This window comes from Mycobacterium botniense (genome assembly GCF_010723305.1).
Taxonomy (GTDB): Bacteria; Actinomycetota; Actinomycetes; order Mycobacteriales; family Mycobacteriaceae; genus Mycobacterium; species Mycobacterium botniense.
The window spans coordinates 163474-188243 of sequence record NZ_BLKW01000002.1; the positions used below are offsets into that span (position 1 = coordinate 163474).

23 protein-coding genes and 1 pseudogene are annotated in these 24770 nt (G+C 66.9%); 15 read left to right on the forward strand and 9 right to left on the reverse strand.

Features of this window, described 5'->3' with window-relative positions; genetic code table 11:
• Positions 1 to 364 precede the first annotated feature (364 nt).
• Together G6N08_RS01040 and G6N08_RS01045 are read left to right on the forward strand one after the other, a co-directional pair.
• Positions 365 to 1735 (forward strand): annotated as a pseudogene (locus tag G6N08_RS01040) (DEAD/DEAH box helicase); the annotation flags it as partial.
• Positions 1736 to 1763: 28 nt separating this feature from the next.
• Positions 1764 to 2978: an Rv3212 family protein gene (locus G6N08_RS01045; protein ID WP_163753434.1), complete on the forward strand. Its 1215-nt coding sequence runs from the start codon at positions 1764 to 1766 to the stop codon at positions 2976 to 2978.
• 42 nt (positions 2979 to 3020) lie between these two features.
• On the opposite strand, the gene G6N08_RS01050 is transcribed toward G6N08_RS01045, so the two are convergent.
• Positions 3021 to 3815 carry a ParA family protein gene (locus G6N08_RS01050; RefSeq protein ID WP_246216561.1) on the reverse strand — a complete coding sequence of 265 codons (795 nt, stop codon included), beginning with the start codon at positions 3813 to 3815 and terminating at the stop codon, positions 3021 to 3023.
• Positions 3816 to 3882: 67 nt separating this feature from the next.
• Between G6N08_RS01050 and G6N08_RS01055 the strand changes: the two genes are divergently transcribed.
• Together G6N08_RS01055 and G6N08_RS01060 are read left to right on the forward strand one after the other, a co-directional pair.
• Positions 3883 to 4524: an acid phosphatase gene (locus G6N08_RS01055; protein WP_163753439.1), complete on the forward strand. Its 642-nt coding sequence runs from the start codon at positions 3883 to 3885 to the stop codon at positions 4522 to 4524.
• Entirely contained in the window at positions 4514 to 5614 is a 1101-nt protein-coding gene (locus G6N08_RS01060; RefSeq protein ID WP_163753441.1) for an isochorismate synthase, read from the forward strand. Before G6N08_RS01055 ends, G6N08_RS01060 begins: the two co-directional genes overlap by 11 nt.
• Before the next feature lie 80 nt (positions 5615 to 5694).
• Here the strand turns inward: G6N08_RS01060 and G6N08_RS01065 are convergent, their stop codons facing one another.
• Complete coding sequence (locus G6N08_RS01065; RefSeq protein WP_163753443.1) at positions 5695 to 6147, reverse strand: hypothetical protein; 453 nt, start codon at positions 6145 to 6147, stop codon at positions 5695 to 5697.
• A 66-nt stretch (positions 6148 to 6213) separates the two neighbouring features.
• Between G6N08_RS01065 and G6N08_RS01070 the strand changes: the two genes are divergently transcribed.
• Both G6N08_RS01070 and whiB1 read left to right on the forward strand, forming a co-directional pair.
• Positions 6214 to 7179, forward strand: a complete 966-nt coding sequence (locus G6N08_RS01070) for a diacylglycerol/lipid kinase family protein (RefSeq protein WP_163753446.1) — start codon at positions 6214 to 6216, stop codon at positions 7177 to 7179.
• A gap of 256 nt (positions 7180 to 7435) precedes the next feature.
• The gene (gene whiB1, locus G6N08_RS01075) at positions 7436 to 7690 is read left to right on the forward strand and encodes a transcriptional regulator WhiB1 (RefSeq protein WP_163753448.1); all 255 of its coding nucleotides are present in this window, start codon (positions 7436 to 7438) and stop codon (positions 7688 to 7690) included.
• A gap of 64 nt (positions 7691 to 7754) precedes the next feature.
• Here the strand turns inward: whiB1 and G6N08_RS01080 are convergent, their stop codons facing one another.
• Both G6N08_RS01080 and G6N08_RS01085 read right to left on the reverse strand, forming a co-directional pair.
• On the reverse strand, positions 7755 to 9245 hold the full coding sequence (locus G6N08_RS01080; RefSeq protein ID WP_163753450.1) for a sensor histidine kinase: 1491 nt from the start codon (positions 9243 to 9245) through the stop codon (positions 7755 to 7757).
• Positions 9246 to 9282: 37 nt separating this feature from the next.
• Positions 9283 to 9498 carry a biotin/lipoyl-binding carrier protein gene (locus G6N08_RS01085; RefSeq protein WP_014208824.1) on the reverse strand — a complete coding sequence of 72 codons (216 nt, stop codon included), beginning with the start codon at positions 9496 to 9498 and terminating at the stop codon, positions 9283 to 9285.
• Positions 9499 to 9859: 361 nt separating this feature from the next.
• Here G6N08_RS01085 and G6N08_RS01090 point away from each other — a divergent pair, with 361 nt between their 5' ends.
• Positions 9860 to 10687 carry a hypothetical protein gene (locus tag G6N08_RS01090; protein WP_163753453.1) on the forward strand — a complete coding sequence of 276 codons (828 nt, stop codon included), beginning with the start codon at positions 9860 to 9862 and terminating at the stop codon, positions 10685 to 10687.
• Between the two features lie 69 nt (positions 10688 to 10756).
• Complete coding sequence (locus G6N08_RS21215) at positions 10757 to 10834, forward strand: 50S ribosomal protein bL37 (protein ID WP_371868980.1); 78 nt, start codon at positions 10757 to 10759, stop codon at positions 10832 to 10834.
• Here the strand turns inward: G6N08_RS21215 and rsrA are convergent.
• The 4 genes from rsrA to G6N08_RS01110 form a co-directional block, all read right to left on the reverse strand.
• Positions 10831 to 11142 carry a mycothiol system anti-sigma-R factor gene (gene rsrA / locus G6N08_RS01095; protein ID WP_163753454.1) on the reverse strand — a complete coding sequence of 104 codons (312 nt, stop codon included), beginning with the start codon at positions 11140 to 11142 and terminating at the stop codon, positions 10831 to 10833. The two genes, G6N08_RS21215 and rsrA, sit on opposite strands and share 4 nt — an antisense overlap.
• Positions 11139 to 11789 carry a sigma-70 family RNA polymerase sigma factor gene (locus tag G6N08_RS01100; protein WP_163753456.1) on the reverse strand — a complete coding sequence of 217 codons (651 nt, stop codon included), beginning with the start codon at positions 11787 to 11789 and terminating at the stop codon, positions 11139 to 11141. Before G6N08_RS01100 ends, rsrA begins: the two co-directional genes overlap by 4 nt.
• A 614-nt stretch (positions 11790 to 12403) precedes the next feature.
• Positions 12404 to 14092: an amidohydrolase gene (locus G6N08_RS01105; protein ID WP_163753458.1), complete on the reverse strand. Its 1689-nt coding sequence runs from the start codon at positions 14090 to 14092 to the stop codon at positions 12404 to 12406.
• Positions 14089 to 15456: a flavin monoamine oxidase family protein gene (locus G6N08_RS01110; RefSeq protein WP_163753460.1), complete on the reverse strand. Its 1368-nt coding sequence runs from the start codon at positions 15454 to 15456 to the stop codon at positions 14089 to 14091. Before G6N08_RS01110 ends, G6N08_RS01105 begins: the two co-directional genes overlap by 4 nt.
• Positions 15457 to 15730: 274 nt before the next feature.
• On the opposite strand from G6N08_RS01110, the gene G6N08_RS20970 reads away from it, so the two are divergent.
• The 5 genes from G6N08_RS20970 (at position 15731) to G6N08_RS01130 (ending at position 21514) form a co-directional block, all read left to right on the forward strand.
• Positions 15731 to 17317 carry a PecA family PE domain-processing aspartic protease gene (locus G6N08_RS20970; RefSeq protein WP_163753462.1) on the forward strand — a complete coding sequence of 529 codons (1587 nt, stop codon included), beginning with the start codon at positions 15731 to 15733 and terminating at the stop codon, positions 17315 to 17317.
• Between the two features lie 348 nt (positions 17318 to 17665).
• Positions 17666 to 18229, forward strand: a complete 564-nt coding sequence (locus tag G6N08_RS20425; RefSeq protein WP_246216562.1) for a hypothetical protein — start codon at positions 17666 to 17668, stop codon at positions 18227 to 18229.
• On the forward strand, positions 18222 to 19805 hold the full coding sequence (locus G6N08_RS01120; protein ID WP_246216563.1) for a cellulase family glycosylhydrolase: 1584 nt from the start codon (positions 18222 to 18224) through the stop codon (positions 19803 to 19805). The genes G6N08_RS20425 and G6N08_RS01120 overlap by 8 nt, the downstream gene beginning before the upstream one ends.
• 84 nt (positions 19806 to 19889) lie before the next feature.
• Positions 19890 to 20585 (forward strand): class I SAM-dependent methyltransferase, encoded by a 696-nt coding sequence (locus tag G6N08_RS01125; RefSeq protein ID WP_163753465.1) that lies wholly within the window; start codon positions 19890 to 19892, stop codon positions 20583 to 20585.
• A gap of 80 nt (positions 20586 to 20665) precedes the next feature.
• Positions 20666 to 21514, forward strand: a complete 849-nt coding sequence (locus G6N08_RS01130; RefSeq protein ID WP_163753467.1) for an SDR family oxidoreductase — start codon at positions 20666 to 20668, stop codon at positions 21512 to 21514.
• A gap of 52 nt (positions 21515 to 21566) precedes the next feature.
• Here the strand turns inward: G6N08_RS01130 and G6N08_RS01135 are convergent, their stop codons facing one another.
• On the reverse strand, positions 21567 to 22328 hold the full coding sequence (locus G6N08_RS01135; protein WP_163753469.1) for an SOS response-associated peptidase: 762 nt from the start codon (positions 22326 to 22328) through the stop codon (positions 21567 to 21569).
• Positions 22329 to 22371: 43 nt separating this feature from the next.
• Here G6N08_RS01135 and aroA point away from each other — a divergent pair, with 43 nt between their 5' ends.
• A complete protein-coding gene (gene aroA / locus G6N08_RS01140; protein WP_163753472.1) occupies positions 22372 to 23718 on the forward strand; it encodes a 3-phosphoshikimate 1-carboxyvinyltransferase in 1347 nt (448 codons plus the stop codon).
• A complete protein-coding gene (rsgA, locus tag G6N08_RS01145; protein ID WP_163753474.1) occupies positions 23715 to 24707 on the forward strand; it encodes a ribosome small subunit-dependent GTPase A in 993 nt (330 codons plus the stop codon). Before aroA ends, rsgA begins: the two co-directional genes overlap by 4 nt.
• Positions 24708 to 24770 lie beyond the last annotated feature (63 nt).

Below are 24770 nucleotides of genomic sequence, written 5' to 3' on the forward strand. Positions count from 1 at the left end.
GATGCCGACAAAACCCATGCACGCCAGCCCGAAGGCGGCAGACACTCTACGAGCCAGACACCAGGTGATCAGGATCCAACCACCGCAACATGCGGCATCTCACCCTGACACTGACAACACTGTAGTCGGCGCCCGCGCGGTACCGGCGGGCGCGACAGCCGACCAGTTATGCTGGAATCCGGTAGTGGCGGTATTTCGATTTCGTTTACCACTGGTACCGACGACATGTGCGTGCACGCAGTTGGCCCGCCGCGCGTGGGCGCGGGACCCGCGAATCGGCAACGTTTTCGGCTGTCAACTCGTGCGCGCGGGGACCGCGACGAGATGTGACCGCAACGAACACCGAAAGGCTTAACGCCCACGTATGACACAACTTGCTACGACAACCCAATCCAGTTTTGCCAAACTCGGCGTCTGCGACGAAATTGTGCGCGCACTAGCCGAGCAGGGCATCCAGCATCCCTTTGCTATTCAGGAGCTGACGCTGCCGCTGGCGCTGGCCGGGGAGGACGTCATCGGCCAGGCCCGCACCGGCATGGGCAAAACCCTGGCGTTCGGGATTCCCGTGCTGCAGCGCATCACTGCAGCCGGTGCTGAGCGGCGGCTCGCCGGTACTCCGCGGGCGCTGGTGGTCGTGCCCACCCGGGAGCTGTGCCTGCAGGTCACCGAGGACCTGAGCGCCGCCGGGAAATATCTGACCGCCGACGGCCGACGCCGCTTGTCGGTGGTGCCGATCTACGGCGGGCGGGCCTACGAACCGCAAATCACGGCGTTGCGCGCCGGCGCTGACGTCACGGTGGGCACCCCGGGCCGGCTGCTCGACCTGGCCCAGCAGGGCCATCTGCGGCTGAGCGAGCTGTCGGTGCTGGTGCTCGATGAGGCCGACAAGATGCTCGATTTGGGCTTCCTGCCCGATATCGAGCGCATTGTGCGCCAGATACCCGATCGGCGGCAGTCGATGCTGTTCTCGGCGACTATGCCCGGTCCGATCATCACGCTGGCCCGTGCGTTCATGAACCAGCCCACCCACATCCGGGCCGAGGCCCCGCACAGTTCGGCCGTGCACGACGCCACCGAGCAGTTCGTGTACCGCGCCCACGCACTGGACAAGGTCGAGCTGGTCAGCCGGGTGCTGCAATGCCGCGATCGGGGCGCGACCATGATCTTCACCCGCACGAAGCGCACCGCTCAAAAGGTGGCCGATGAACTGGCCCAACGCGGTTTCGCGGTGGGCGCGGTGCACGGTGACCTCGGGCAGGCAGCGCGTGAGGAGGCGCTGAGCGGGTTCCGCAGCGGCGATATCGACGTGTTGGTCGCCACCGACGTGGCCGCCCGCGGGATCGACATCGACCACGTCACCCACGTCATCAACTACCAATGCCCAGAGGACGAAAACACCTATGTGCACCGCATCGGCCGCACCGGGCGCGCCGGGCGCGCCGGGGTGGCCGTCACCCTGGTGGACTGGGACGAACTTCCCCGCTGGGCGATGATCGACAAAGCGCTGGGTCTTGGCTGCCCCGCGCCGGCCGAGACCTACTCCAGTTCGCCGCACCTCTACACCGAGCTGGGCATACCGGCTGACGCCGGCGGCACCGTCGGCGCACCGAAACGCCAGCACCGCAACGGCCAGAAACCCGCGCAGCGCAACAGCTCTCGGCGCCGGCAGCGCACCCGCGGTGGTCAGCCCGCCACCGGACATCCCACCACCAGTCACCGCAAGACGAACGTCGTCGCCAACGCCAACTGAGCCGGCACTGGGCATGGTCAGACCGGAACGGCGCACCACAGCCGATGTGGTCGCCGCTGCGACGATCGCGGTCGCGGTGGTGGTATCCGCGGGATTGATCTGGTGGAACAGCGACGCCCGAGCCACCCTCAGCCGCCCCGCCGTCACACCGGCGCCTAATCCGGCTCCGGCGCGTATGGTTCCGGTGTCACTGACCCCGCTGTGGAGCAGCGTCAGCACCGCCACCACCAGGCCGGTGGTGGTGGGCGGGACGGTTGTCACCGGTGACGGACACCAGGTGGACGGGCGCGACCCGGCCACCGGCAAGGTGCGCTGGAGTTACCGCCGCGACACCGCGCTGTGCGCGGTGTCGTGGGTCTACCGCTACGCGGTCGCGGTCTATCGCGACGGCAGAGGTTGCGGTCAGGTCAGCACGATCGACGCCTTCACCGGGCGTCGCGGCCCGGCCCGCAGCAGTTACGCCGACCGGCATGTCGAGCTCTCCTCCGACGGCACGACAGTGTTGTCGGTGGGCCCCACCCGACTGGAGTTGTGGCGCTCGGATATGGTCCGGATACTGTCCTACGGCGAAGTCGACGCCCGGGTGAAACCGTCGGCGCGGGGACTGCACAGCGGATGCCGACTGGTGTCGGCCGCGGCCAGTGCGTCGGCGGTGTCGGTGTTCGAGACCTGCGGCACTCACACCGGTCTGCGGCTGGCCCTGCTGCGGCCGGGCCGAGAAGAAGACGAACCCGAACAGCGCTATGTCGAAGAGCCCGATGTCAGCGCCGACTCCGGCGCGCGGGTGCTGACCGTCTCTGACACCACGACCGCGGTGTACCTGCCGACGCCGCAGCCCAGGGTCGAGGTGCTCGACGACACCGGCGCCGCCGTAGCGAGCACGCTGCTGCCCAAGCCGGCGTCCCCCTCGGCGGTGATCTCACGGGCGGGCAACCTGGTCACGTGGTGGACCGGCGATGCCGTGATGGTGTTCGACACGGCCAACCTCGTCTACCGCTACACCATCGCCGCGGCCGGGCCGGCGGTCCCGCTCGGGCCGGCCACGATGATGGCGGGGCGGTTGCTCGTCCCGGTTACGGGCGGGATCGGCGTCTACGACCCCGCCACCGGTGCCAGTGAGCGCTGTTTGGCGGTCGAGCGGCCACCGGTCAGCTCGGCGGTGATCCCTGCTGTTTCGGGTTCCACCGTCGTCGAACAACGCGGCGATGTGCTCGCGGCGCTGGGCTGACCAGCGGTGGGGTCAAGCCGTGGGGTTCGGTGTCGGCCCTGGCTACATCTCCACGGTGAACGTCGGCAACGGGTTGCCGGTGTGCCAGTGGGTGAGCAGCGCCTGCGCCAGCTGCCGGTAAGCCTCCGCGCCCTTGTTTTTGCGGGCGGCCATCACCGATGCGCCCGACGCGCTGGCCTCGGCGAACCGCACCGTGCGCGGAATCGGCGGCGCCAGGACCGGCAGGTCATACCGATCGGCGACGTCGAACAACACGTCTCGGGTGTGGGTGGTCCGCGAATCGAAGAGGGTTGGCAGCACGCCCAGTAACCGCAGCCGCGGATTGGTGATCTGCTGCACATCGGCCACCGTGCGCAGGAACTGCCCGACGCCGCGATGCGCCAGCGTCTCACACTGCAGCGGGACGATGACTTCGTCGGCAGCCGTCAGACCATTCAGGGTGAGTACCCCCAGCGAGGGCGGGCAGTCGATGACCACCACATCGAACTGGTCCGCCAGTTTGTCCAGCGCACGTTTGAGCGCATACTCGCGCCCGGCGCGCATCAGCAGCATTGCCTCGGCGCCGGCCAGGTCGATGTTGGCCGGCAGCAGCGTCATCCCCTCGCTGGTCGCGACCAACACCGCGTTCGGCTCCACCTCCCCAAGCAGCACTTCATGCACCGAGACCGGCAGCTTGTCCGGATCGTGTCCCAGCGAGAACGTCAGACAGCCTTGGGGATCAAGGTCGACCAGCAGTACTCGCGGTCCCGCATCTGCGATCGCCGCACCCAGCGACGCCACCGTCGTCGTCTTGGCCACCCCACCCTTCTGGTTGGCCACCGCCAGGGTCTTCGTCACACCGCCATCCTGGCACCTCCCGTCGCAGCGCGGGGCCGGCACCGAGCGTCCGGCACAATCGGTCGACATGGGCGTAGAGAACCACCGGCTGCTGCTGGCGCGACACGGGGAAACCGAATGGTCGAAAACTGGACAGCACACCAGCCGCATCGAACTGCAGCTGACCGAGGCCGGACGCTGGCAGGCCAAGCTCCTGGGCCGAGCCCTGGGGGGAATCAGGCTCGACAACGTCATGGTGATCAGCAGCCCGCGCCGGCGGGCCCTGGCCACCGCCGAGCTCGCCGGCCTGACTGTCGACGAGGTGTCACCGCTGATCACCGAATGGGATTACGGCTCGTATGAGGGCTTGACAACCGCGCAGATCCGCAAGTCCGAGCCGGACTGGTTGGTCTGGACGCACGGCTGCCCGGACGGGGAAACCGTCGCGCAGGTCAGCGACCGCGCCGATACGGCCATCGGATTGGCGTTGCGCCATCTGTCGTCACGCGATGTGCTGTTCGTCGGTCACGGACATTTCTCCCGCGCGGTGATCACACGCTGGCTGCAGCTGCCACTTGTCGAGGGCAGCCGGTTTGCCATGAGCGCCGGATCAATCGCGATGTGCGGCTTCGAGCACGGGGTCCGTCAGCTGCTCGCCCTCGGGCTGAACGGCGCGCCACACCCGCCTGCACCCGGCGGCGCCGGCCGCCACGTGGGCGATGAAGCTTAGCCAGCCGCCGTTCGTCCTGTGCGGGCCGACGGGGACTCTCATTGCCGACGGTGTGCAGGCCCGCTACGCCGACGTCACGGCCGCGCAGGCGATGATGCGCTCGGGTTCACAACCAATGCTGTTGGGCGCGTTGCCGTTCAACTTAGACAGCCCCGCCGCGCTGATGGTACCGCGTGCCGTGCAGCGCACCGCTGCGCCGCCTGATTGGCCCACCGGCCCCCTGCCGGCGGTGCGCATCGCGGCAGAGATCCCGGCGCCAGAGGAGCACCGCGCCCGGATCCGGCGGGCCCACGCCCAGCTGGCGGCACCGGACACTTCGCTGCACAAGGTGGTGCTGGCGCGAGCGTTGCGGCTGGTCGCCGACGCTCCGCTGGATGGCCGCGTCATCCTGGCCCGGCTGCTCGCAGCCGACCCAGCCGCTTACGGCTACCTTGTCGATCTGACCGCGGCCGGTGGTGAGTATTCAGGTGCCGCGCTCGTCGGAGCCAGCCCGGAATTGCTGGTCGCGCGTGACGGCGAACGGGTCATATGTCAGCCGTTCGCCGGGTCGGCGCCCCGTTGCGTCGACGCGGACCTCGACGCCGCGACCGGCTCGGCATTGGCCGCGTCGGTCAAGGATCGTCACGAACACCAACTGGTCGTCGACGCCGTGCGGGAGGTTCTTCGTCCGCTGTGCCGGCAGATGACGATCCCGGCTCAGCCCCGGCTGCGCCGAACCGCGGCCGTCTGGCATCTGTGCACACCAATCACTGCGCGGATCAACGACATCTCAACTACTGCCCTGGATTTGGCGTTGGCGCTGCATCCCACGCCGGCGGTGGGCGGCGTGCCGGCCGATGTTGCGTCGAATCTCATCGCCACCCTCGAAGGTGATCGCGGCTTCTACGCCGGCGCAGTCGGCTGGTGCGATGGCCACGGCAACGGCGAATGGGTGGTATCGATCCGCTGTGCGCAATTGGCCCCCGACGGGTGCAGCACCCTCGTCCACGCCGGTGGCGGGATCGTCGCCGAATCAAATCCCGATGACGAACTTAACGAAACGACCATAAAATTCGGCACGATTTTGACAGCGCTGGGAGTCCAGCGGTGACCGCCGGTGTCCGCCGGTCCGCGCCGTGCCCGGTCACCAAAGTCACTTGCGCACAGCGATTTCAGCGTTCACCGGATGGGTTACCGGTGATCCGGGCCGTCGTCGGCTGCGCCGGGCGGGTGCCGCTCGTCGCTGCGGGCTGCCCAGCGCACTGCAGCGGGATGCAACAGCAACGCCAACCCGCCCAGCGCGCTCACCGCGACGGGAATCCCCCACACAGCCTGATGCGCGTCCACCGCAAGGTTCCAGGCCACGGGCAACAACAACAGCTGAGTGAAAACCGCCAGTCCGCGGCCCCAGCGCCTGCCGGCAACCAGGCCGGATCCGGCCGCTGACACGCCACAGCCGACCAGAACGAACCAGGCTGCGGTTCCGAAACCGTTGACCATGTGCTGCTCGGTTCCGGCGAGCCCGCGCGCCGTCAGCACGGCGGCCACAGCGAGAGCGGCTGCACCCTGCGCTGTGACAATGACTCCCGCACCACGCACAACAACTGGCGCGGGGCGAACCTCCCGCCTGCCGCGGACAGCCACCTGCTCAGCGTAGCTTGCCGGGTCGCTGCGCAACCCGCGTCATCACCGGACTTAAGCTCATGCGTCATGCGCGCCGTGCTGATCGTCAACCCCACTGCCACGTCCACCACCGCCGCCGGTCGCGACTTGCTGGCGCATGCGCTGAAAAGCCGCCTCGAATTGACTGTCGAGCAAACCACTCACCGTGGCCACGGAGCTGAAATTGCACGGGCCGCAGTGTCCGACGGAGTCGACCTCATCGTGGTGCATGGCGGCGATGGCACGGTCAGCGCGGCGGTCAACGGCATGCTTGGCCAGCCGGGTTCGCCTGCACCGCCGCATCTGCCGGCAGTGGCCGTGGTACCGGGCGGATCAGCGAACGTTTTAGCTCGATCATTGGGTATTCCCCCGGACCCTATCGATGCCACGAACATGCTGATTGAGCTGCTCGACCACCACGGGCGCCAACCGAACTGGCGACGGATCAGTCTCATCGACTGCGGCGAGCGATGGGCTGTGCTCAACGCCGGGATGGGCGTCGATGCCGAGGTGGTCGCCGCGGTTGAGGCGCAACGGGACAAGGGTGTCAAGGTCACGCCGTCGCGTTATTGGCGGGTGGCGGTGCCGGCCGTGGTGGCCTACAGCCGCCGCGAACCGCGACTGACAGTGCAGCTACCCAACCGCGACCCCATCCCGGGCGTGCACTTCGCCTGGGTGTCCAACACCAGTCCATGGACCTACAGCAACAACCGTCCGATGCACACCAACCCGAGCTGCAGCTTTGACACCGGGTTGGGGGTGTTCGCCCTGACCGACATGAAGGTGATTCCCACGCTGAAGCTGCTTCGCCAAATGCTCTCCAAGCACCCCAAACTGGAAGCCAAGCAGCTCATCCGCGACGATGACACGGCGTGCCTGCGGATTACCTGCGATGGCCCCCCCATCGCCAGCCAAATCGACGGCGACTACCTGGGTGTGCGCGAGACGATGACGTTCCGGGCCGTTCTCGGCGCCCTGCCCGTCGTTGCTCCACCCCCCAAAAAACCGCTCTGACCTGCGGTGATTATCACCTGACCCGATTGAGGGTGCAACTCAGGCCGTAGTGTAGTACAGATGAGTAAGGGCTTCGGTAACAGATCGTCAAAGTGAGATTGCCCACGTGCTAACGCTCACTATTGACATCTGTTGTCCCTGTGAAACGATCGTACGGTCACCTGTAACGGTACGGAAACCTTTTTCGTGCACGTGTTAACAGCCGAAGAAAAATGCCGGTGCGTCGTGCTGCGCACACAGTGAGGAGTAGCAACGTATGGATTGGCGCCACAGGGCGGTCTGTCGCGACGAGGACCCGGAGCTGTTCTTCCCCGTGGGTAACAGCGGACCGGCGCTCGCGCAGATCGCTGACGCGAAACTGGTCTGCAACCGGTGCCCAGTCACCACAGAATGCCTGACGTGGGCGCTGGAGACCGGCCAGGACTCCGGCGTCTGGGGCGGAATGAGCGAGGAGGAGCGGCGTGCACTCAAGCGCCGCAACGCACGGACAAAGGCCCGCACCGGAGTCTGACCTCGCGATTGTTCGGTTTTGCGGCCCCGACCACGGTTGGGGCCGCACCGTTGTGTTGAGTGTCTTACGTCAGCCTGGTCCGGCGCCCAAGTGGTACCCGCAGCACCACATCGGTACCGCCCTCGGAGGCGTTGTGCATATCCAGTGAGCCGTCGAGTTCGGCCGTTACCAGGGTGCGGACGATGTGCAGACCCAGGCGATCGGACGTGTCCGGGCTGAAACCAGGGGGCAGGCCTCGCCCGTTGTCGTGGACGACGACGTCGAGCCAGCGTGCCGACCGCTCAGCGCGGATCGTGACGCAGCCGCGGCCACGCGCCGGATCGAACGCGTGCTCGATCGCGTTCTGGACAAGTTCGGTGATCACCATGACCAGGGCGGTGGCGCGGTCAGAGTCCAGCACGCCGAACTCGCCCACCCGGTTGATCAGGATCGGCGTGTCCACGCTGGCCACATCGTTCATGATCGGCAGGATCCGACCGATGACATCGTCGAGGTTGACCTGCTCGTCGACCGACATTGAGAGCGCGTCGTGGACCAAGGCGATCGACGACACCCGGCGTACCGACTCGATGAGCGCCTCCCGCCCTTCGGCGTTGGCCGTGCGGCGAGCTTGCAGGCGCAGCAGCGCCGCGACCGTCTGCAGGTTGTTTTTGACCCGGTGATGGATTTCCCTGATGGTGGCGTCCTTGGACATCAGCGCACGGTCCCGGCGCTTCACCTCGGTGACGTCACGCACCAGCACCGCCGCACCGGCGGCCGCCCCGTGCACCACCAGCGGCAGTGTCCGCAGCAGCACCGTGGCGCCGCCGGCGTCGACCTCCATACGCATGCTCGCCCCGCCGGCCAACGAGTTGCGCACATGTTCGGCCATTTCTTGGGCCTCGAAAGGATCCGAGATCAGCGGGCGGGTGATCTCGACGAGGTTGTGACCTTCCAGTTCGGCGGTCAGACCCATGCGGTGGTAGGCCGACAACGCGTTGGGACTGGCATAGGAGACGACGCCGTGAACGTCAAGGCGGATGAAGCCGTCGCCGACCCGCGGGCTGGAGCGCGCCATGGCTACGTCTCCGACGTTGGGAAAGGTGCCTTCGGCGAGCATCTGGACGAGATCGGCAGCGCAATCCAGGTAGGCGGTCTCCAGCGGGCTGGACTTGCGGCTGGCTGTCAGGGCGGTTTGCCGCGTCAGCACGGCCACCACCCGCCCGTCGTGGCGCACCGGCACGGCTTCGATGCTTAGACCCTTCTCCTGCCACGAATAGTGTTGAGCTGATTGGGTTTCCCGGATGGCCGACTCGAAGGCGGCTGCAACCTGCGGTAACTTGTCGGCGGTGACGACAGTGCCCACCAGATCGGTCTGCATTGCCGTGGGTGCGGTAGTGGGGCGGCATTGCGCAACACAGGCCAACGCACCATCGTCGCGACGCACCCACATCAAGTAATCGGCGAACGACAAATCGGCCAGCAACTGCCACTCGCCGACGACCGCATGCAGGTGATCGACGGCGTTGCCCGGCAGTACGGTGTGTTCGGCGAGCAGGTCACCGAGAGTTGACATCGCCCACTCCGGGCCTTAGGTGCAAGAAGGACAACAGCTAGCTGATCACCGCGATCAGGTCGCCCGCCTGGATGACGTCTCCCACCGACACGCTCACTTTGCTGACCGTGCCGGCGACCTCAGCGAGGACTGGAATCTCCATCTTCATCGACTCCAGCAGAACCAGAGTGTCGCCCTCGCCGATCTGATCGCCCTCGTTGACGACAACTTCGAGCACACTGGCCACGATCTCAGCGCGGACGTCCTCGGCCATGATCACCCCGTTCATCACCCGCCGGTGTTTGCGTCATTCTGTCGCTCCCATCGAACCACAATCGCGATCGCCGGTGAGCAATTACCTGTCCACCGGCGGACGTGTTGCCAACACGACTGCCCGCACCGATGACGATGCCGCAGGGCCAGCGTCGCGAGAGTTCCGGACCGCACCTGGCGCCGGCCCGCTTAGCCGGGCCCGAGCAAACCGCTAAGCAAACTCCAAGATTAGTAAGCGGATCTATAGAGTTTGATCTGTGATCGTGTCGTGTTACAGCTGTGATTTTTGAGCAGAATCGTAACCAGAGTGATTTCCGTGTGTGAAGCACGCGTCGTTTCTCGGTGACGAGAGGGGTAGCTCAGTGAACATGTTTGCGATCGCCAAGAGTCGCGGGCCGGTGGCCCGAGCGACCATCGGTGCCGGAGTAGTGCTGGCGGTGATGGGCGCGATTGAGTTTGCCAGCGGGATCGCTGCTGCCTCTCCTCAACCTGTGCTCGTCGACGATCCCGCACCCGCTCCTGCCGCGCCCAACCCGGCAGCAGCTGTGAATGTCGCCAACGCGGTCTTCGCCGAACTCGATTCCCTGCTTAATACGGTGTTCCCCGGCATCGGTCCGGTCTTCATGCCCGCAGCCTCTGGGATGAACCCCTTGACTCCCGGCTATCCCGGTCAGGTCCCCACCACACTGCCCGGACAAACCCCGGCGGCGGCGCTACCGGGCCAGATCCCCACCACACTGCCCGGACAAACCCCGGCGGCGGCGCTACCGGGCCAGATCCCCACCACACTGCCCGGACAAACCCCGGCCACGGGACTGCCGGGCCAAACCCCCACCACACTGCCCGGACAAACCCCGGCCGCGGGACTGCCGGGCCAAACCCCCACCACACTGCCCGGACAAACCCCGGCCACGGGACTGCCGGGCCAAACCCCACCACACTGCCCGGACAAACCCCGGCCACGGGACTGCCGGGCCAAACCCCACCACACTGCCCGGACAAACCCCGGCCACGGGACTGCCGGGCCAAACCCCACCACACTGCCCGGACAAACCCCGGCCACGGGACTGCCGGGCCAAACCCCCACCACACTGCCCGGACAAACCCCGGCCGTGCCGGGCAATCCCGCCTCGACAGCACCCGCGCAGAGCAACCCGGTGGCACCGGCAGACACCAGTCCGGTGGTGTAGCCTCGGCGTCGCCCAGCGGCGGCCGGATGAGAGACTACTGCGTAACCAAATCGGTGAGGAGGACCAGTGATGGCCAAACGTGGCCGTAAAAAGCGCGACCGCAAGCACAGCAAGGCTAATCACGGCAAGCGGCCCAACGCCTCCTAGAACAGCTGTTGACCGCGGATGATGGTGGTCCGCCTGATCTCCATCCGCAGCCGCTCCCGTAAATGGTCCGGCGCCTTCTCGCCTCTGCACTTCGCGGCGATCAGCGCCTTGATCCGTTCCTCAAGACCGTAGTGGCGCAGACACTCCGGGCATTTCTCCAGGTGCTGGCGCAGCTTATTCCTGGTTTCGGGTGTGCACTCACCATCCAGGAGGGTCCATACCTCGGCGATGACTTCTGAGCAATCCACATGGGACTCGCCACCGCTGGCGGCGTCGGAGGGGTTTGACGCGCAAGTGAACTCCGTCACGGCGATACCTCCTCAGTGGTGTGTTCACCGCGCGTGAAACCGCGCTCCTTGGCCACATTGGCCAGCAGGGACCGGAGCTGACGCCTACCGCGATGCAGCCGCGACATCACCGTCCCGATCGGAGTATCCATGATCTCGGCGATCTCCTTATATGGGAAACCTTCGACGTCGGCGTAATAGACCGCCATTCGGAACTCTTCCGGCAGCGCCTGAAGGGCTTCCTTGATTTCGGTATCCGGCAATGCCTCAAGCGCTTCGACTTCGGCCGAGCGCAGCCCCGATGAGGAGTGCTCGGCAGTAGCCGCCAGCTGCCAGTCGGTAATCTCCTCGGTCGGATATTCCGCCGGCTGCCGCTGCTTTTTGCGGTAATTGTTGATGTAGGTGTTGGTCAAGATGCGATACAGCCACGCCTTGAGGTTGGTGCCCTCACGGAACGATCGGAACCCCGCATAGGCTTTGACCATCGTCTCCTGGAGAAGATCCTCGGCGTCGGCCGGATTGCGCGTCATGCGCAGGGCGCCCCCGTAGAGCTGATCCAGCAAAGGAATCGCATCGCGCTCGAACCGCGCGGTCAGCTCCTCGTCCGTTTCCTCGGGTGCGGCGGAAGGGGAGGACTCCGGCCCAGTCGCGCCGTCGACGTCGGCCATAGCGGGTAACACAATCCCTTCTGTCGTGGTGTCACTACAAAGCACCGGCGGCGATACCGGACGCTGAAGGCTGTGAGCCGACTGCTCACCATCCAGCAGACTCGTCGCCGTCGACACCAGACTCCTCCTCCCAATCTAGAGGGTGCGGCTGGCCACGTCCCTCCGGCCCGGGCATGACCGCCACCACAACAGACCCATCAGTCAACAGCATCGGCTGTCGCGCTATTTCCGGCGGTCGGCACGGTCGCTCCCACGCGCTCGCGCGGGCAGGCTATCGAGAACACCACCTGCTCAGCACCGGCCCTCCCCGACGGGTTTTGCAGGTCCACCTGGCGGTGCGGTCGAAGCCGGCCGCCGAGGACTGCGGAGAGCCCATCGTTGATCGGTGCCGACGACCTGCCGCGCCCGGGTGTCACGACCGCGATGCCGTTTGCGGCCCTCGCCGCGGACATACTGACTGCACAGCACCCGGCCCGCCAGAACTGGTGAAACCATAGCCGCAGTGACTTCGAATAACGCTGATCCCCAATGCCTTTCGACATCGCGCTTGAAAGGCGCTTAACACCGGATCGTGTTGGTCTCACGCGAGCCCACCGCTGCAGCATTATCGAACATCACTGTGCGACATGAACCATAACGCCCTCTCGCCAGGTGGCCAGCACCGCGATGTCCGGCAGGCGCGCGGGCTCCGTTATGAACGGGTCCGCGCTGAGCAGAACCAAGTCGGCGATTTTTCCCTCGGCGATCGTGCCGGCCTCGTGGTCAACTCCGAGCGCTTTGGCACCGCCACTGGTGTAAGCGGCGAAAGCGTCCGCAACGGAAATGGCCTCGCCGGAATGTAGCCTTGCGCCCGAGGATGTTTCGCGAGTGACAGCGGACCGGATCGCTCGGAGGACATCGCACCCGGCGACCGGGTAGTCGGAGCTACCGGCCAGAGTCACGCCGGCGCGCGAGAGGCTGGCCAGCGGATTCATGCTCAGCCCCCTGGGCAGTCCGCGGCCGAGCACCTCGTCTCCGATCTCATGCAGGAAGTACGGCTGAACAACGGCGACCGCGCCGCTAGCGGCGATACGCTTTTCCAGACCCGGTGTGAGCAGCATCGCGTGTTCCAGCCGCGGCCGCCCTGGCCGCTCGCTCAGCTCGCTGACCTGGTCCAGCGCGTCGCAGGCGCGCTGCACCGCCCAGTTGCCCAGAGCGTGGATCGCGATCTGCTGACCATTTCCGGCGGCAACCCGGATCGCATGGCGCAGTGCCTCGGGTTCCCAGAAAGGTTCTCCGATGGTGAACCGCGTGCCCGCCAACCGGATCCGGCCAAGACGCATGCCCGCACGCAGCGCCGCCAGGCCGCCACCGGTCGCCGCCCGGCGCAGTGTTGCCCCGGCCATGCCGGCCAGTTGTGCGCCCGACAGGCACACCGCGCAGCGGTCGGCCCCGTCGAGGAACAGCTTCGCCGGCCCGGTCGGCGCAGCCGCCGGCCCGTCGCCCGTCGCGCGGCCGCCGGCTCCCCGGGGTTGCAGAAACGACCGTTCACCCACCGGCATCCGATGCACAGTGACCGGAAGCATCCCGGCCGCGGCAGCTCGATCGTAGAGCGGGTCGAACGCCGGCGGAACCGCGGCGTCACCCACTCGCACGATCCCCAGGGCCAGCAAGGCGCGCCCGTGCGCGTGGGCTTCGGCGAGCCAGGCATCAGCGGAGTCCGCCAGCAGGCTGCCCCGGGATGCCGCCTCGGCTAAAAAGAACGCCGCCTCCAGCACCTCGCCGGTGAGGTGGCCCCGTCGGCGACACAGTACGCCGTGCGGAGGGTCGGGGCTGGCGGCATGCCAGCCCATCGCGGCCAGCCCGGCGGTGTTGAGCACACCCTCGTGGAAGGAGTAGGCGGCGACGAGCAGTGGCCGGTCACTGCAGACCTCGTCGAGTTCTGCGGCGGTCGGTGCGCGCCGCTCGGCCAGTTTCAGCGGGTCGTAGCCCTGCAACCGCAGCCAGCCGGTACCCGGGGCGCGCTCCCTGTGTAAAGCGACTCGGGCCTGCAGGTCGGCGATCGAGGAGCCCGACGGCACGTGCAGGTCGACAGCGCGACGGTCGAATGCCGCCAGGCAGAAGTGGTGATGAGCGTCGATGAACCCCGGCAGCAGCACGCCGTCGAGGTGGACGATGCGCGCGTCCGCCCCGGCCCGGGCAAGCACCTCCCGGCGGGAACCGACCGCAACGACGCGCCCGGCCGAGATGGCGACCGCGGTGGCCGTCGGCGCCAGCGGATCCATGGTGTACACCGCGTTCGCGGTCAGTACGGTGGGCGTCATCGCGCATCCGCCCTGAGCACGTCGGCCGCGGCGTCCTCGCCCGAGCGGATCGCCCCATCGATATAGCCGTTCCAGATCGTGGCCGTCTCGGTGCCGGCCCAATGGATACGCCCGACCGGGGTGCGCAACGCCGGCCCGAACTCGGTCCAGGTGCCCGGGGGCATCACCGCCGTGTAACAGCCCCGGGTGAACTCGTCGGCCAGCCAGTCCTTATCGACGTAGCGCTGCGGCCGGGCCGCCCGCGCCCCGAACAGCCGGGCGAAGGTACCGACCACGAGGTCCCGGCGCGCCGCAGCGGATACGGCCGACAGCCGGCGGGCCTCGCGGCCCTCGAGGAAGCCCAGCAGCACACCCGGTGACCCGCGGGGAGGGCTGTTGTCGAACACCACACTGACCGGGCCCACCAGGCTCAGCGCCTGCCCGCTGAGACCGTCGCGCCGCCAGAACGGTTCGTCGTAGATCGCCATGCACTTGATGACCGACCCCATCGGCATACGTTGAGTGAGCTGGTCGCGGTCGGCGGGCAGCGGCGGCGTGTAGTCGATGCGGCCGGCCAGCGCAGGGTGTAGCGACACGATCACCCGGTGTGCGCGCAGCTGGTGGTCACCGGCGCGGACGGTGACACCGCCGTCGTCAGAGCCGATGCCCCGGACCGGGCGCCCCAGCAGCACGCGGTCACCGAGTTCGCGGGCCAATCCGGCGGCGAGCAGGTGCGTGCCGCCGACGACACGGTCCTGCTGGGCACCACCGCTGGTGCCGACCAGGCGGTCGAACCCGCCGCCGGAATGGATGTAAAACAGCACGTGCAGCAACGACACCTCATGCGGCTCACACGCCCAGACGGCCTTGAGAGCGACGCGCAGCAGGCTGCGCGCGTCACGGGTGCAGACATTGCGCGACAGCCAGGTGGCGAACGTCATCGCGTCGCGTTGCCGGGCGCGGACACTGCTCCAGGGCGCGTCCAGCGGGACGCGCCGGGCCATCCGGTCCAGGCGGGCTTGCGCTTGCCCGACATCTGCCAGCACGAGTGGGTTGATCGGGGGAATCTCGCCGCGATAGCGCAGCAATCGGCCGTCGTGGCGCTCGAGGAGCTTATCGCCCTCGGCGTAGGTCGGATACAGTGTCAGCCCCAGCCGCTGAGCCAGCGCCCGGGCGCGGTCCTGGGTAGGGCCCAGCCACTGCCCGCCCATCTCGATGACTTGCGTCGGATCGGATGAGTCCAGAACTTCGTTGAGGACCCGGCCACCGAAACGGTTGCGCGCCTCGACCACCAGAACCGATTTGCCTTCGGCCACCAGCCGTTCCGCTGCAGAAAGGCCGGCCATGCCCGCGCCGACGACAATCACGTCCGCGTCTGTGCTCACAACGCTCCCCTACTTGACGGCGTTTTCGTCCAGAGTGCCGTCTCCGGCCGGCCGGCACAGCCGGATCGCAAACTGCAGTGTGGCTGTTCGGCACGCTGGCCCACCGGAAAGCCTTGTGGCAGAAGGATTTCACTGTGCTTAGCAGAGAAGTCGCGCACAGTTCCTCCACTTGACAGCCGCGAGCGTGCGGTTACGCTGAGCTCATTCTTACCTCGTTCTTAGCCAGAACCCAGGTTGGCGGGCGTTGTGGGCGGGTCGGGAAGGCAGGTGGGTGATGGCGAACGGATCTGGCTGCCGGCGTTCCCGCCGCGCGCGGATCGCCGCGGCAGGCGTAGCCGCCGGTGCAATGGCCGCCGCGGCGCTGACCCCGGGCCCGGGAACACCGGCAGCGCGGGCCGATGTGCTGGATATGATTCTCGACCCGCTGATGAGCGCGGTGGCAGCGGCCACCACCGACCCGACGGCTGCTGCGGATTCATCGACGGCCACCGTGGTTACTGAGATCAACAACGCGATTCAGGGGTGGATCACCAGTGCGGTGGGCGAGAAGATCGACGGCATCATCAACGTTCCGTTTGTGGATTTGTTCGGGCGGGACTTGATCGGTAACGGGGTTAACGACTTCACCGGCGCCAACACGTCGTTGTTGGGCAGTTCAGGGATCTTCGGCAACCTCGGTGACGGCGGATTCCTGGCCGGGAATGGCGGTGTCGGAGCGACCGGGACTGCGGCGACCAACGGTGTTGGCGGAGTTGGTGGTTCGGCGGGGTTGATCGGTAATGGCGGTATCGGCGGCGCCGGGGTCGACGGTGGGCACGGCGGCGCCGGCGGCAACGCCGAACTCATCGGCAACGGCGGCGACGGCGGGGCCGGCAGCCAGGGCGCCATCGGCGGACTCGGTGGCGCAGGCGGTTCGCTGTTGGGCGGACCCGGCGCCAACGGCCCGGGAACAACACCGCCCGGTGCGGTCCCCCTGCGCGTCGATAACAGCGATCCGTTGTCATCGTCGTCACTGAGCGACGAGCCGGTGGTCAACGTGTCCATCGGCGGCGGACGCGGGGTGCCGGTGCTGGTCGACACCGGATCGGCTGGTCTTATGGTCCCGGTGTCTGACATCGGGTTGGCACACACCGGGTTTCCCACCGGTTTCGGTGTAGTCGAATTCGCCGGCGGGGAATCCGTCGTCTACCTCAAGGTTCCGACAACAATCGATTTTGGAAACGGAACCGGCACCGAACCGATCATCGACGACGCACCGATCTTCAGCTTCCCGTTCCCCTTCAGCTTCCTGCCCGGGCCGGGCAGCGGGATCGACGGCATTGTGGGCGTCGGGCCGGGTGCCCTAGGTCCGGCGGACAGCCCGGCCACCGCGGTATTACCGGGTGAGCTCAGCGACGGTGTGCTTATCGACGAACCCCAGGGCTTGCTGCAGTTCGGCCCCAACCCATTGCCGGAACGGGTCGCGGTTGAGGGATCACCGCTCGTTGAGCACGCCGCCATCCAGGTGAACGACGGACCGATTCAGCCCATCACCGACGCGATGGCCCGATATCCCGCTATAGCCATCGATTCCGGCGGCAAGATGGGAATCTTCCCGTCCTCGCTTGTCCCGGTGACACTCGAACCCGGGACCCGTATCTCGATATATGTGGATAACGCTCCGGGTGGCGAGCCGACGCTGCTGTACTCCTATATCCCCAACGCTGAAACCGGCTCGCCGCTCAGTGTGCCCGACAGCACATTGAAGTCCCTCTACGACTTCCCGAACACCGGAAACGCGCCGTTCGCCGAGCAGCCCATCTACATCTCGAACAGCCCCAGCGGGATTGGGCAGACCATCTTCGATAGCTTGCCTGAATGAGCGGCGTTATCCGGCACCAGGCAGGGCCCGATGATTCGCCGAACCGTGGTGAGCAGCAGCGACACAACACATTCGGGTGCTGACCTTTCTCGGCACGCGCCACGTCGATCCCGCCGGGCTGCACTGTTTGGTCAGCGCAAAATCAGTTGCCGCCTCGGCCACGGCACCAGTGAGCGGGGGCGACACAACAGCGCGGGAGCACGGGAAATTCCCCGGGAACGGCGAAACAGTTTCCGCGGAAAATGCGGAAAATTGGGCGGTGCGGGTTGCGTTGCCGGATAGATGAGGAATAGCTTAACGCAGTCTGAGAATATCGGTGGCCGGGGTTTGTTGGGAGGGGTTGGGGCGATGGCTGGTGCGGGTGATCGTGGACCTGGTGTGGGCCGCCGTCGTGGTGTGGGGTTGTCGCTGGCGGCTGGGGTGGCCGTGGCTGCTGCGCTGGCCCCGGTAGGGGGTGCGGCACGGGCGCGCGCGGATTTTCTGGACGTGATCATCGACCCGCTGCTGGATCCGTTGCAGGCGGTGGTGGCGGGGTTGGCTGATGGTGTGACCGGTGTTGGGGCGGACGGCGGGGTGGTGGGCGCTGGTGTCGCTGATGCGGTTGCGGGCGCCCATGTGGGTGCGGGTGGGGTGGATGTGGGGGCGGGGTCGTCGGCGGCGGTGGCCACGGTGGCGTCGGTACTTCATGATCTGGAGCAGCAGTGGATCACCAGTCGGGTGGGCGCTGAGGTGGATGGGGGGCTGAATGGGTTGTGGCAGGACTTGGGGGGTCGCGGCATCCTGATCGGCAATGGGGCCAATGGGGTGGACGTGGAATGGATGGAATGGAAGGAATGCAGGAATGGATGGAATGGAATGGTGGAAGGGGAATGGATGGAAGGGCCGGTGGTGGCAGGGGAATGGGATGGTTGACGGTGGCAACGGGGGCAATGCGGGTGCGGGCAGCAATCCTGAGGGGTTACCCGCCCTGGGTGGGGCCGGCGGCACGGGGGGTGTGCTTGGGTTGCTGGGCAGCCATGGCGCGCTTGGTCACTACGGCACGGTCAGCGCCGATTCCTCGGGGGTGGTTTCGTCCGGTGACATCTCGTCGGCGCAGATCGCAAACAGCGACATTCTCACCATCGGGACTACCGGGAGCTGGCTGACCAACAGTGAGGGACAGGTGGTGATCTTGCATGGGCTCAACGAGGTGTACAAGGTGCCGCCGTATGAGCCCGCCGCCAGCGGGTTCGGCGCCCAAGACGCCCAGTTTTTAGCTGAGAACGGTTTCAATGTTGTGCGGCTGGGCGTGATCTGGTCGGCGGTGGAACCCCAGCCCGGTGTCATCGACTACGCCTACCTTGAATCGATCGCCCAGACCGTGCAAACCCTGCAAAACAACGGCATCTATGTGGTGATCGACATGCACCAGGACGCGTACAGCAGCGTATTCGGGGGTGAAGGTGCGCCCGCGTGGGCGGTGCAGACCGGCGGGCTGCCCAACCCCACGCTGCCGTTCCCGCTGAACGATTTCATCAATCCCGCGGAGGCTTACGCGTTCGACGCGTTCTGGTCCAACGCCTCCGCACCGAACGGGGTGGGGCTTGAGGACAATTACGCGCAGATGTATGAAGTCGTCGCGGACTACTTCAACGGCAACCCCGACGTGGTCGGTTTCGAGATCATGAACGAACCGTCGCCGGGCTTTATGGACCTGCCCATCTTACTGGGTAGCCGGGCCTTCGACACTCAGGATCTGACCCCCTTCTATGACCAGGTGGCCTCGGCGATCCGCGCCGTCGACCCGACCACGCCGATCTTTTACGAGCCCAACATCCTCTTCGATGCGGGGCTGCCCACCCACCTGGGCACCGTAGACGTGCCCGGCACCGTCTTCTCCTTCCACGACTACTGCGAGTTCCAGCTGGGGCCGCTGGGTTGCCTGCCCAACGTCGCCGACATCGCCAACGGTGCTGAGGCATACGCGCGGGCGCACGATATCCCGGCCTTCATGACCGAGTTCGGGGCCACCAGCAACCAGTCCGAGATCACCGCCCCGATGCTGGCCGCCAATCAGCGCCTGATCGGGTGGACCGAATGGGCTTTCAGCGGTCAAGGCGATATCACCACCAGCGCGTCACCGCCGAGTTCGGAGTCACTGGTGTACAACCCAGAGCTGCCGCCGACGGGCGCCAACGTCAACACCGCGAACCTGGAGACACTCGCCGAACCCTATCCGCAGGTGATTTCCGGCACCCCCAATACCTGGTCGTTTGACAATGGTGTGTTTCAGTTCAGCTATTCCACCGCCAAGGTTGACGGGCTGGGCAGCTTCCCGGCGGGCTCGCAGACGACCATCTCGGTGCCGCAGGTCGAATTCCCCAACGGCTACCAGGTCACCGTCACCGGGGGCTCGGTGGTCTCCGCCCCCGACGCCCCCCAACTGGTCATCGCCTCCGACCCCGGCGTCAGCACCGTCAGCGTCACCGTAAGCCCGGCCACCGCATGACAGCGGCCCCCGCCACCGCAGACCACCGCGCATCCTGTGACCTCGTGCGGAGGTAGACCCGGGGGTCTACCATCGGCGATCATCATGACGACCAGCTATTGGCGCAGCGCGTCCGAGGACGAGGCGATGCAGGACGCGCACCGCTTCGTCTGGCACGCGATGCTCGAGACCATCGACGTCGACCTGGCCGGGACACGGGTGCTCGACGTCGGCTGCAATCGGGGCGGCTTTCTGCGGCTGCTCGCCGACGACTGCGCCATCCACGAGGGTTTCGGCTACGACCCGGCGGCAGCCGCGATCGAAGACGCGCGCCGCCTGGCGGGGCATCGGCCGCTGCGGTTCGCGTCGGCCACGGCACCGCCGGCGGCGTGGGGCGGCTTCGACGTGGCGTTTAGCCACGAGGTGCTCTATCTGCTCGATGACCTGTCGGCGCACGCAGCAGCGATCTTTCGGGCCCTCAAACCCGGCGGGGTGTATTACGCCGTCATGGGTGTGCACGCCGCCAGCCCCCTGATGGCGGCCTGGCACGAGCAAAACGTCGAAACAATGAGCCTGCCACCGCTTTACACTCTCGACCACGTGGCCGCTACGTTTCATGACGCCGGGTTCGAGGTCGCCGCCAGTCGACTCTGCGTACGCTTCATCCCCATCACGGCTCGGCACCTCACCGAGGGCCGGTTACTCGACTGGCTCGACTACTACTACAACCAAAAGATCTTGCTCCGCTTCAGCCGCCCCGGCTCGGCGGCAGGCTTGCAGCCCAAGCGGATTCGTCGCTGACCCAACACCTGGTGGACTGCCGCGGCGACTCATCCGCCCCGACGCCGAGCCCAGCGCGACACCGGCATAGGCTGGCGGCCATGTCGCTTTCCGGGAAAACCATGTTCATTTCGGGCGCCAGCCGCGGCATCGGGCTGGCCATCGCCAAGCGGGCCGCTCAGGACGGCGCCAATATTGCGTTGATCGCCAAGACCGCTGAGCCGCATCCGAAGTTGCCGGGGACCATCTACACCGCGGCCAAGGAGATCGAGCAGGCCGGCGGGCAGGCACTGCCGATCGTGGGTGACGTCCGAGACGGCGATGCGGTCGCCTCCGCGGTCGCCCAGACTGTCGAGCAGTTCGGCGGCATCGACATGTGTGTCAACAACGCGTCGGCGATCAACCTGGGCTCCATCACCGAAGTGCCGCTGAAGCGTTTCGACCTGATGAACGGTATCCAGGTGCGCGGCACCTACGCGGTCTCGCAGGCATGTATCCCCCACATGAAAGGCCGGGAGAACCCACACATCCTGACGCTCTCGCCGCCGATCCGCCTGGAACCCCAGTGGCTCAAGCCGACGGCCTACATGATGGCCAAATATGGAATGACGCTGTGCGCGCTGGCGATTGCCGAGGAGATGCGCGCCGAGGGGATCGCCTCTAACACCTTGTGGCCGCGCACCCTGGTGGCCACCGCCGCAGTGCAGAACCTGCTCGGGGGCGCCGAAGCGATGGCGCGGGCCCGCAAGCCCGAGGTGTACGCCGACGCGGCCTACGTCATCCTCAACAAGCCCGCCACCGAATACACCGGCAACTCGGTGCTCTGCGAGGATGTGCTGCTCGAGTCCGGTGTAACCGATTTGTCGGTATATGACTGCACACCGGGTGGCGAGCTCGGGGTCGACCTGTGGGTGGACTCCGTCAATCCTCCCGGATACGGTCACCCGTAGCCTATTTCGAGCCGGTAGCAGCCGCTGGTGACAGTGCGCAACGCCCTGAGTTTTACAACAGTTTCGCCTGTTCGGGTTGCGGCTCGACCGGTTCGATCAACTCGGGACCGTTGTTGCGCACGTTGTTGACCAAGGTCGAGATTTCACGCACCCGGATGTCAGGCAACTCCGGCGGGCGGGACAGCAGGTCCAGATCCACGGGGGTATCAGGGTCAAGCCAGCGATCCCAGTCGTGTTCGGCCACCACCAGCGGCATCCGATCGTGGATCTCGGCGACCTCGCCGACCGCGTCGGTGGTGACGATCGCACACGTCAGCCAGGGCGCGGCGTTTTCGCCGGGTTTCCACACCGACCACAGGCCCGCCACCAACAGCGGCTCGCCATCCGCGCGGTAGAGGTAAAACGGCGTCTTGCGGGCCTTTTTGCCGGCACGGCCGTCGGGACGCAGACGCCATTCATAGAAACCGTCCATCGGAACCAGGCAGCGCTTGGATTGGGCGCTCGAACGAAAGGCCGGTGATGTGGTGAGTGTGTCGGCGCGGGCGTTGATGAGGTGCGGCCCTTTGGTCTCCGGCGCGCCGTCCGGACCCGGCTTGACCCACGGCGGTATCAGACCCCAGCGCATCAGCCGCAGCCGCCGCGTCGCCGCGCCATCGGGCCCGTCGTGACGGCACACCACAGTGCTGATGGTTGCTGTCGGCGCCACGTTGTAATTCGGGCCGGCCACCGTGCCGGTACCGGTCGTTTCGTCGATCGCCTTGATCTTTTCGGCGAGCGACGCCGGGTCGGTGGACACCGCGAAACGACCGCACATGCCTTTATGGTGGCAGAACCGACCGACAAGCGATGATGGACCAGTGACCACGTGGACGGCCCCGTATGCACCGACACCGGTGTCGGCGACGGTCACCGTGCCCGGCTCGAAGTCGCAGACCAACCGTGCGCTGGTGCTCTCGGCGCTCGCCGCCGCCGGCGGGCAGGGTTCCTCGACCATCCGCGGCGCGTTACGCAGCCGCGACACCGATCTGATGGTCGCTGCGCTGACCGCCTTGGGCCTGCGGGTGGATGCGGCCGGTTCTGCGCTGGCGGTGAGCGGGCGCATCGGACCCGGCCGCAATGCGCGAGTGCATTGCGGGCTGGCCGGCACCGTGCTGCGTTTCGTCCCGCCGCTGGCGGCGCTGGGCCGCTCGACGGTGGAGTTCGACGGTGATGAACAAGCCCGGGCGCGGCCCATCGCACCGCTGCTGAGTGCGTTACGCGGTCTGGGTGTGGATGTCGACGGCGTGGGCCTTCCGTTCCGGGTCCGGGGATCCGGCACGGTCCGCGGCGGCACGGTCGCGATCGACGCCTCGGCATCCTCGCAGTTCGTTTCCGGCCTGCTGTTGTGCGGGGCGTCGTTCGTCAACGGACTGACCGTGCAGCACACCGGTCCGCCGCTGCCGTCTGCGCCGCATATCACGATGACGGTGGCCATGCTGCGGCAGGCCGGGGTCGACGTCGACGACTCGACACCCAGCCGCTGGCAGGTACGGCCCGGTCCGGTCGCGGCGCGGCCCTGGCGCATCGAACCGGATTTGTCCAACGCCGTTCCGTTCCTGGCGGCCGCCGTGGTCAGTGGGGGCACGGTGCGCATCAGCGGCTGGCCGGCGACCAGCATCCAGCCCGCCGACCTCGTGACGGATATCCTGCGGCGGCTGAACTCTGTTGTCACCCAAACTGATTCGTATCTGGAGGTGCGTGGGTCAGCGGTATATGAGGGCCTGGACGTCGACTTGCATGACGTCGGTGAGCTGACCCCGGCGGTGGCGGCACTGGCGGCGCTGGCGCGTCCGGGCGCGGTGTCGCGGCTGACCGGTATCGCTCATCTGCGCGGCCACGAGACCGACCGGCTGGCGGCGTTGAGCACCGAGATCAACCGGCTCGGTGGCAACTGCCAGCAGCTCCCCGATGGTCTGGTCATCACGGCGACACCGCTGCGGCCGGGTCTGTGGCGGTCGTATGCCGATCATCGGATGGCGATGGCCGGAGCAATCGTCGGCCTGCGCGTCGCTGGGGTCGCCGTGGAGGATATTGCGTGCACCGCCAAGACACTGCCGGACTTCCCGCAGCTCTGGGCTGACATGATGGCCGATTCCGGTCCCGACGGTGCGGACCGGGACGGCGCGATCACACGCCGCGAACACACGCGAGGGCCCGGCGGTTGAGGCCCGGCGACTACGACGAATCCGACGTCAAGATCCGCTCCGGCAAGGGATCACGGCCGCGGACCAAGACCCGTCCCCGACACGCCCACGCGAAACCGGCCATGGTGGTCAGTGTCGACCGCGGCCGCTGGGGATGCGTCCTCGGCGGCGACCCGAATCGTCGGGTCACTGCCATGCGGGCACGCGAGCTGGGCCGCACTTCGATCGTTGTCGGCGACGACGTCGACCTTGTCGGCGACCTCTCCGGGCGCCCGGATACCCTGGCCCGCATTGTGCGGCGCGGGCCGCGACGAACGGTGCTGCGGCGCACCGCCGACGACACCGACCCCGCTGAGCGGGTGGTGGTGGCCAACGCTGATCAACTGCTGATCGTCGTGGCGCTGGCCGACCCGCCGCCACGCACCGGGCTCGTCGACCGTGCGCTGATAGCTGCCTACGCCGGCGGGCTGACCCCGATCCTGTGCCTGACCAAGACCGACCTCGCCCCCCCGGGGCCGTTCGCCGCACAGTTCGCCGACTTAGACTTGCACATCGTCACCGCCGGGCGTGACGACCCGCTCGACGCGGTCGTTCACTTATTGACCGGGAAAGTCACCGTGCTGCTGGGACATTCCGGAGTAGGTAAATCAACGTTGGTGAATCGTCTTGTGCCCGAAGCGGATCGCGCTGTCGGCGCGGTGACCGAGATCGGCAAGGGGCGGCACACCTCGGCGCAGTCGGTGGCGCTGCCACTCGACAAATCAGGGAATGCGTCCGGCTGGGTGATCGACACTCCCGGCGTTCGCTCGTTCGGACTGGCGCATATCGAGCCCGATGATGTGCTGTTGGCGTTCTCAGATCTGGCCGTCGCCATCGGCGACTGTCCGCGGGGCTGCGGGCACATGGGCCCGCCCGCCGATCCCGAATGCGCGCTAGACGCCCTGACCGGCCAGGCCGCCCGCCGCGTCGCCGCAGCGAGACGCCTGCTGGCGGTGCTCCGACGCTCTTAGCGGGCACAACCCGGCCAGCGTGCGCACCTGAGGCCGTTGGCGCGCACAGCTCAGACGATCCAT

Bases quoted from the DNA above. Each gene is read 5' to 3' on its own strand.
- G6N08_RS01045 (WP_163753434.1), top strand. From the start codon at position 1,764: ATGGTCAGACCGGAACGGCGCACCACAGCCGATGTGGTCGCCGCTGCG.
- G6N08_RS01055 (WP_163753439.1), top strand. From the start codon at position 3,883: ATGGGCGTAGAGAACCACCGGCTGCTGCTGGCGCGACACGGGGAAACC.
- G6N08_RS01060 (WP_163753441.1), top strand. From the start codon at position 4,514: ATGAAGCTTAGCCAGCCGCCGTTCGTCCTGTGCGGGCCGACGGGGACT.
- G6N08_RS01070 (WP_163753446.1), top strand. From the start codon at position 6,214: ATGCGCGCCGTGCTGATCGTCAACCCCACTGCCACGTCCACCACCGCC.
- whiB1 (WP_163753448.1), top strand. From the start codon at position 7,436: ATGGATTGGCGCCACAGGGCGGTCTGTCGCGACGAGGACCCGGAGCTG.
- G6N08_RS01080 (WP_163753450.1), bottom strand. From the start codon at position 9,245: ATGTCAACTCTCGGTGACCTGCTCGCCGAACACACCGTACTGCCGGGC.
- G6N08_RS01085 (WP_014208824.1), bottom strand. From the start codon at position 9,498: ATGGCCGAGGACGTCCGCGCTGAGATCGTGGCCAGTGTGCTCGAAGTT.
- G6N08_RS21215 (WP_371868980.1), top strand. From the start codon at position 10,757: ATGGCCAAACGTGGCCGTAAAAAGCGCGACCGCAAGCACAGCAAGGCT.
- G6N08_RS01100 (WP_163753456.1), bottom strand. From the start codon at position 11,789: ATGGCCGACGTCGACGGCGCGACTGGGCCGGAGTCCTCCCCTTCCGCC.
- G6N08_RS01105 (WP_163753458.1), bottom strand. From the start codon at position 14,092: ATGACGCCCACCGTACTGACCGCGAACGCGGTGTACACCATGGATCCG.
- G6N08_RS20970 (WP_163753462.1), top strand. From the start codon at position 15,731: ATGGCGAACGGATCTGGCTGCCGGCGTTCCCGCCGCGCGCGGATCGCC.
- G6N08_RS20425 (WP_246216562.1), top strand. From the start codon at position 17,666: ATGGCTGGTGCGGGTGATCGTGGACCTGGTGTGGGCCGCCGTCGTGGT.
- G6N08_RS01120 (WP_246216563.1), top strand. From the start codon at position 18,222: ATGGTTGACGGTGGCAACGGGGGCAATGCGGGTGCGGGCAGCAATCCT.
- G6N08_RS01125 (WP_163753465.1), top strand. From the start codon at position 19,890: ATGACGACCAGCTATTGGCGCAGCGCGTCCGAGGACGAGGCGATGCAG.
- G6N08_RS01130 (WP_163753467.1), top strand. From the start codon at position 20,666: ATGTCGCTTTCCGGGAAAACCATGTTCATTTCGGGCGCCAGCCGCGGC.
- G6N08_RS01135 (WP_163753469.1), bottom strand. From the start codon at position 22,328: ATGTGCGGTCGTTTCGCGGTGTCCACCGACCCGGCGTCGCTCGCCGAA.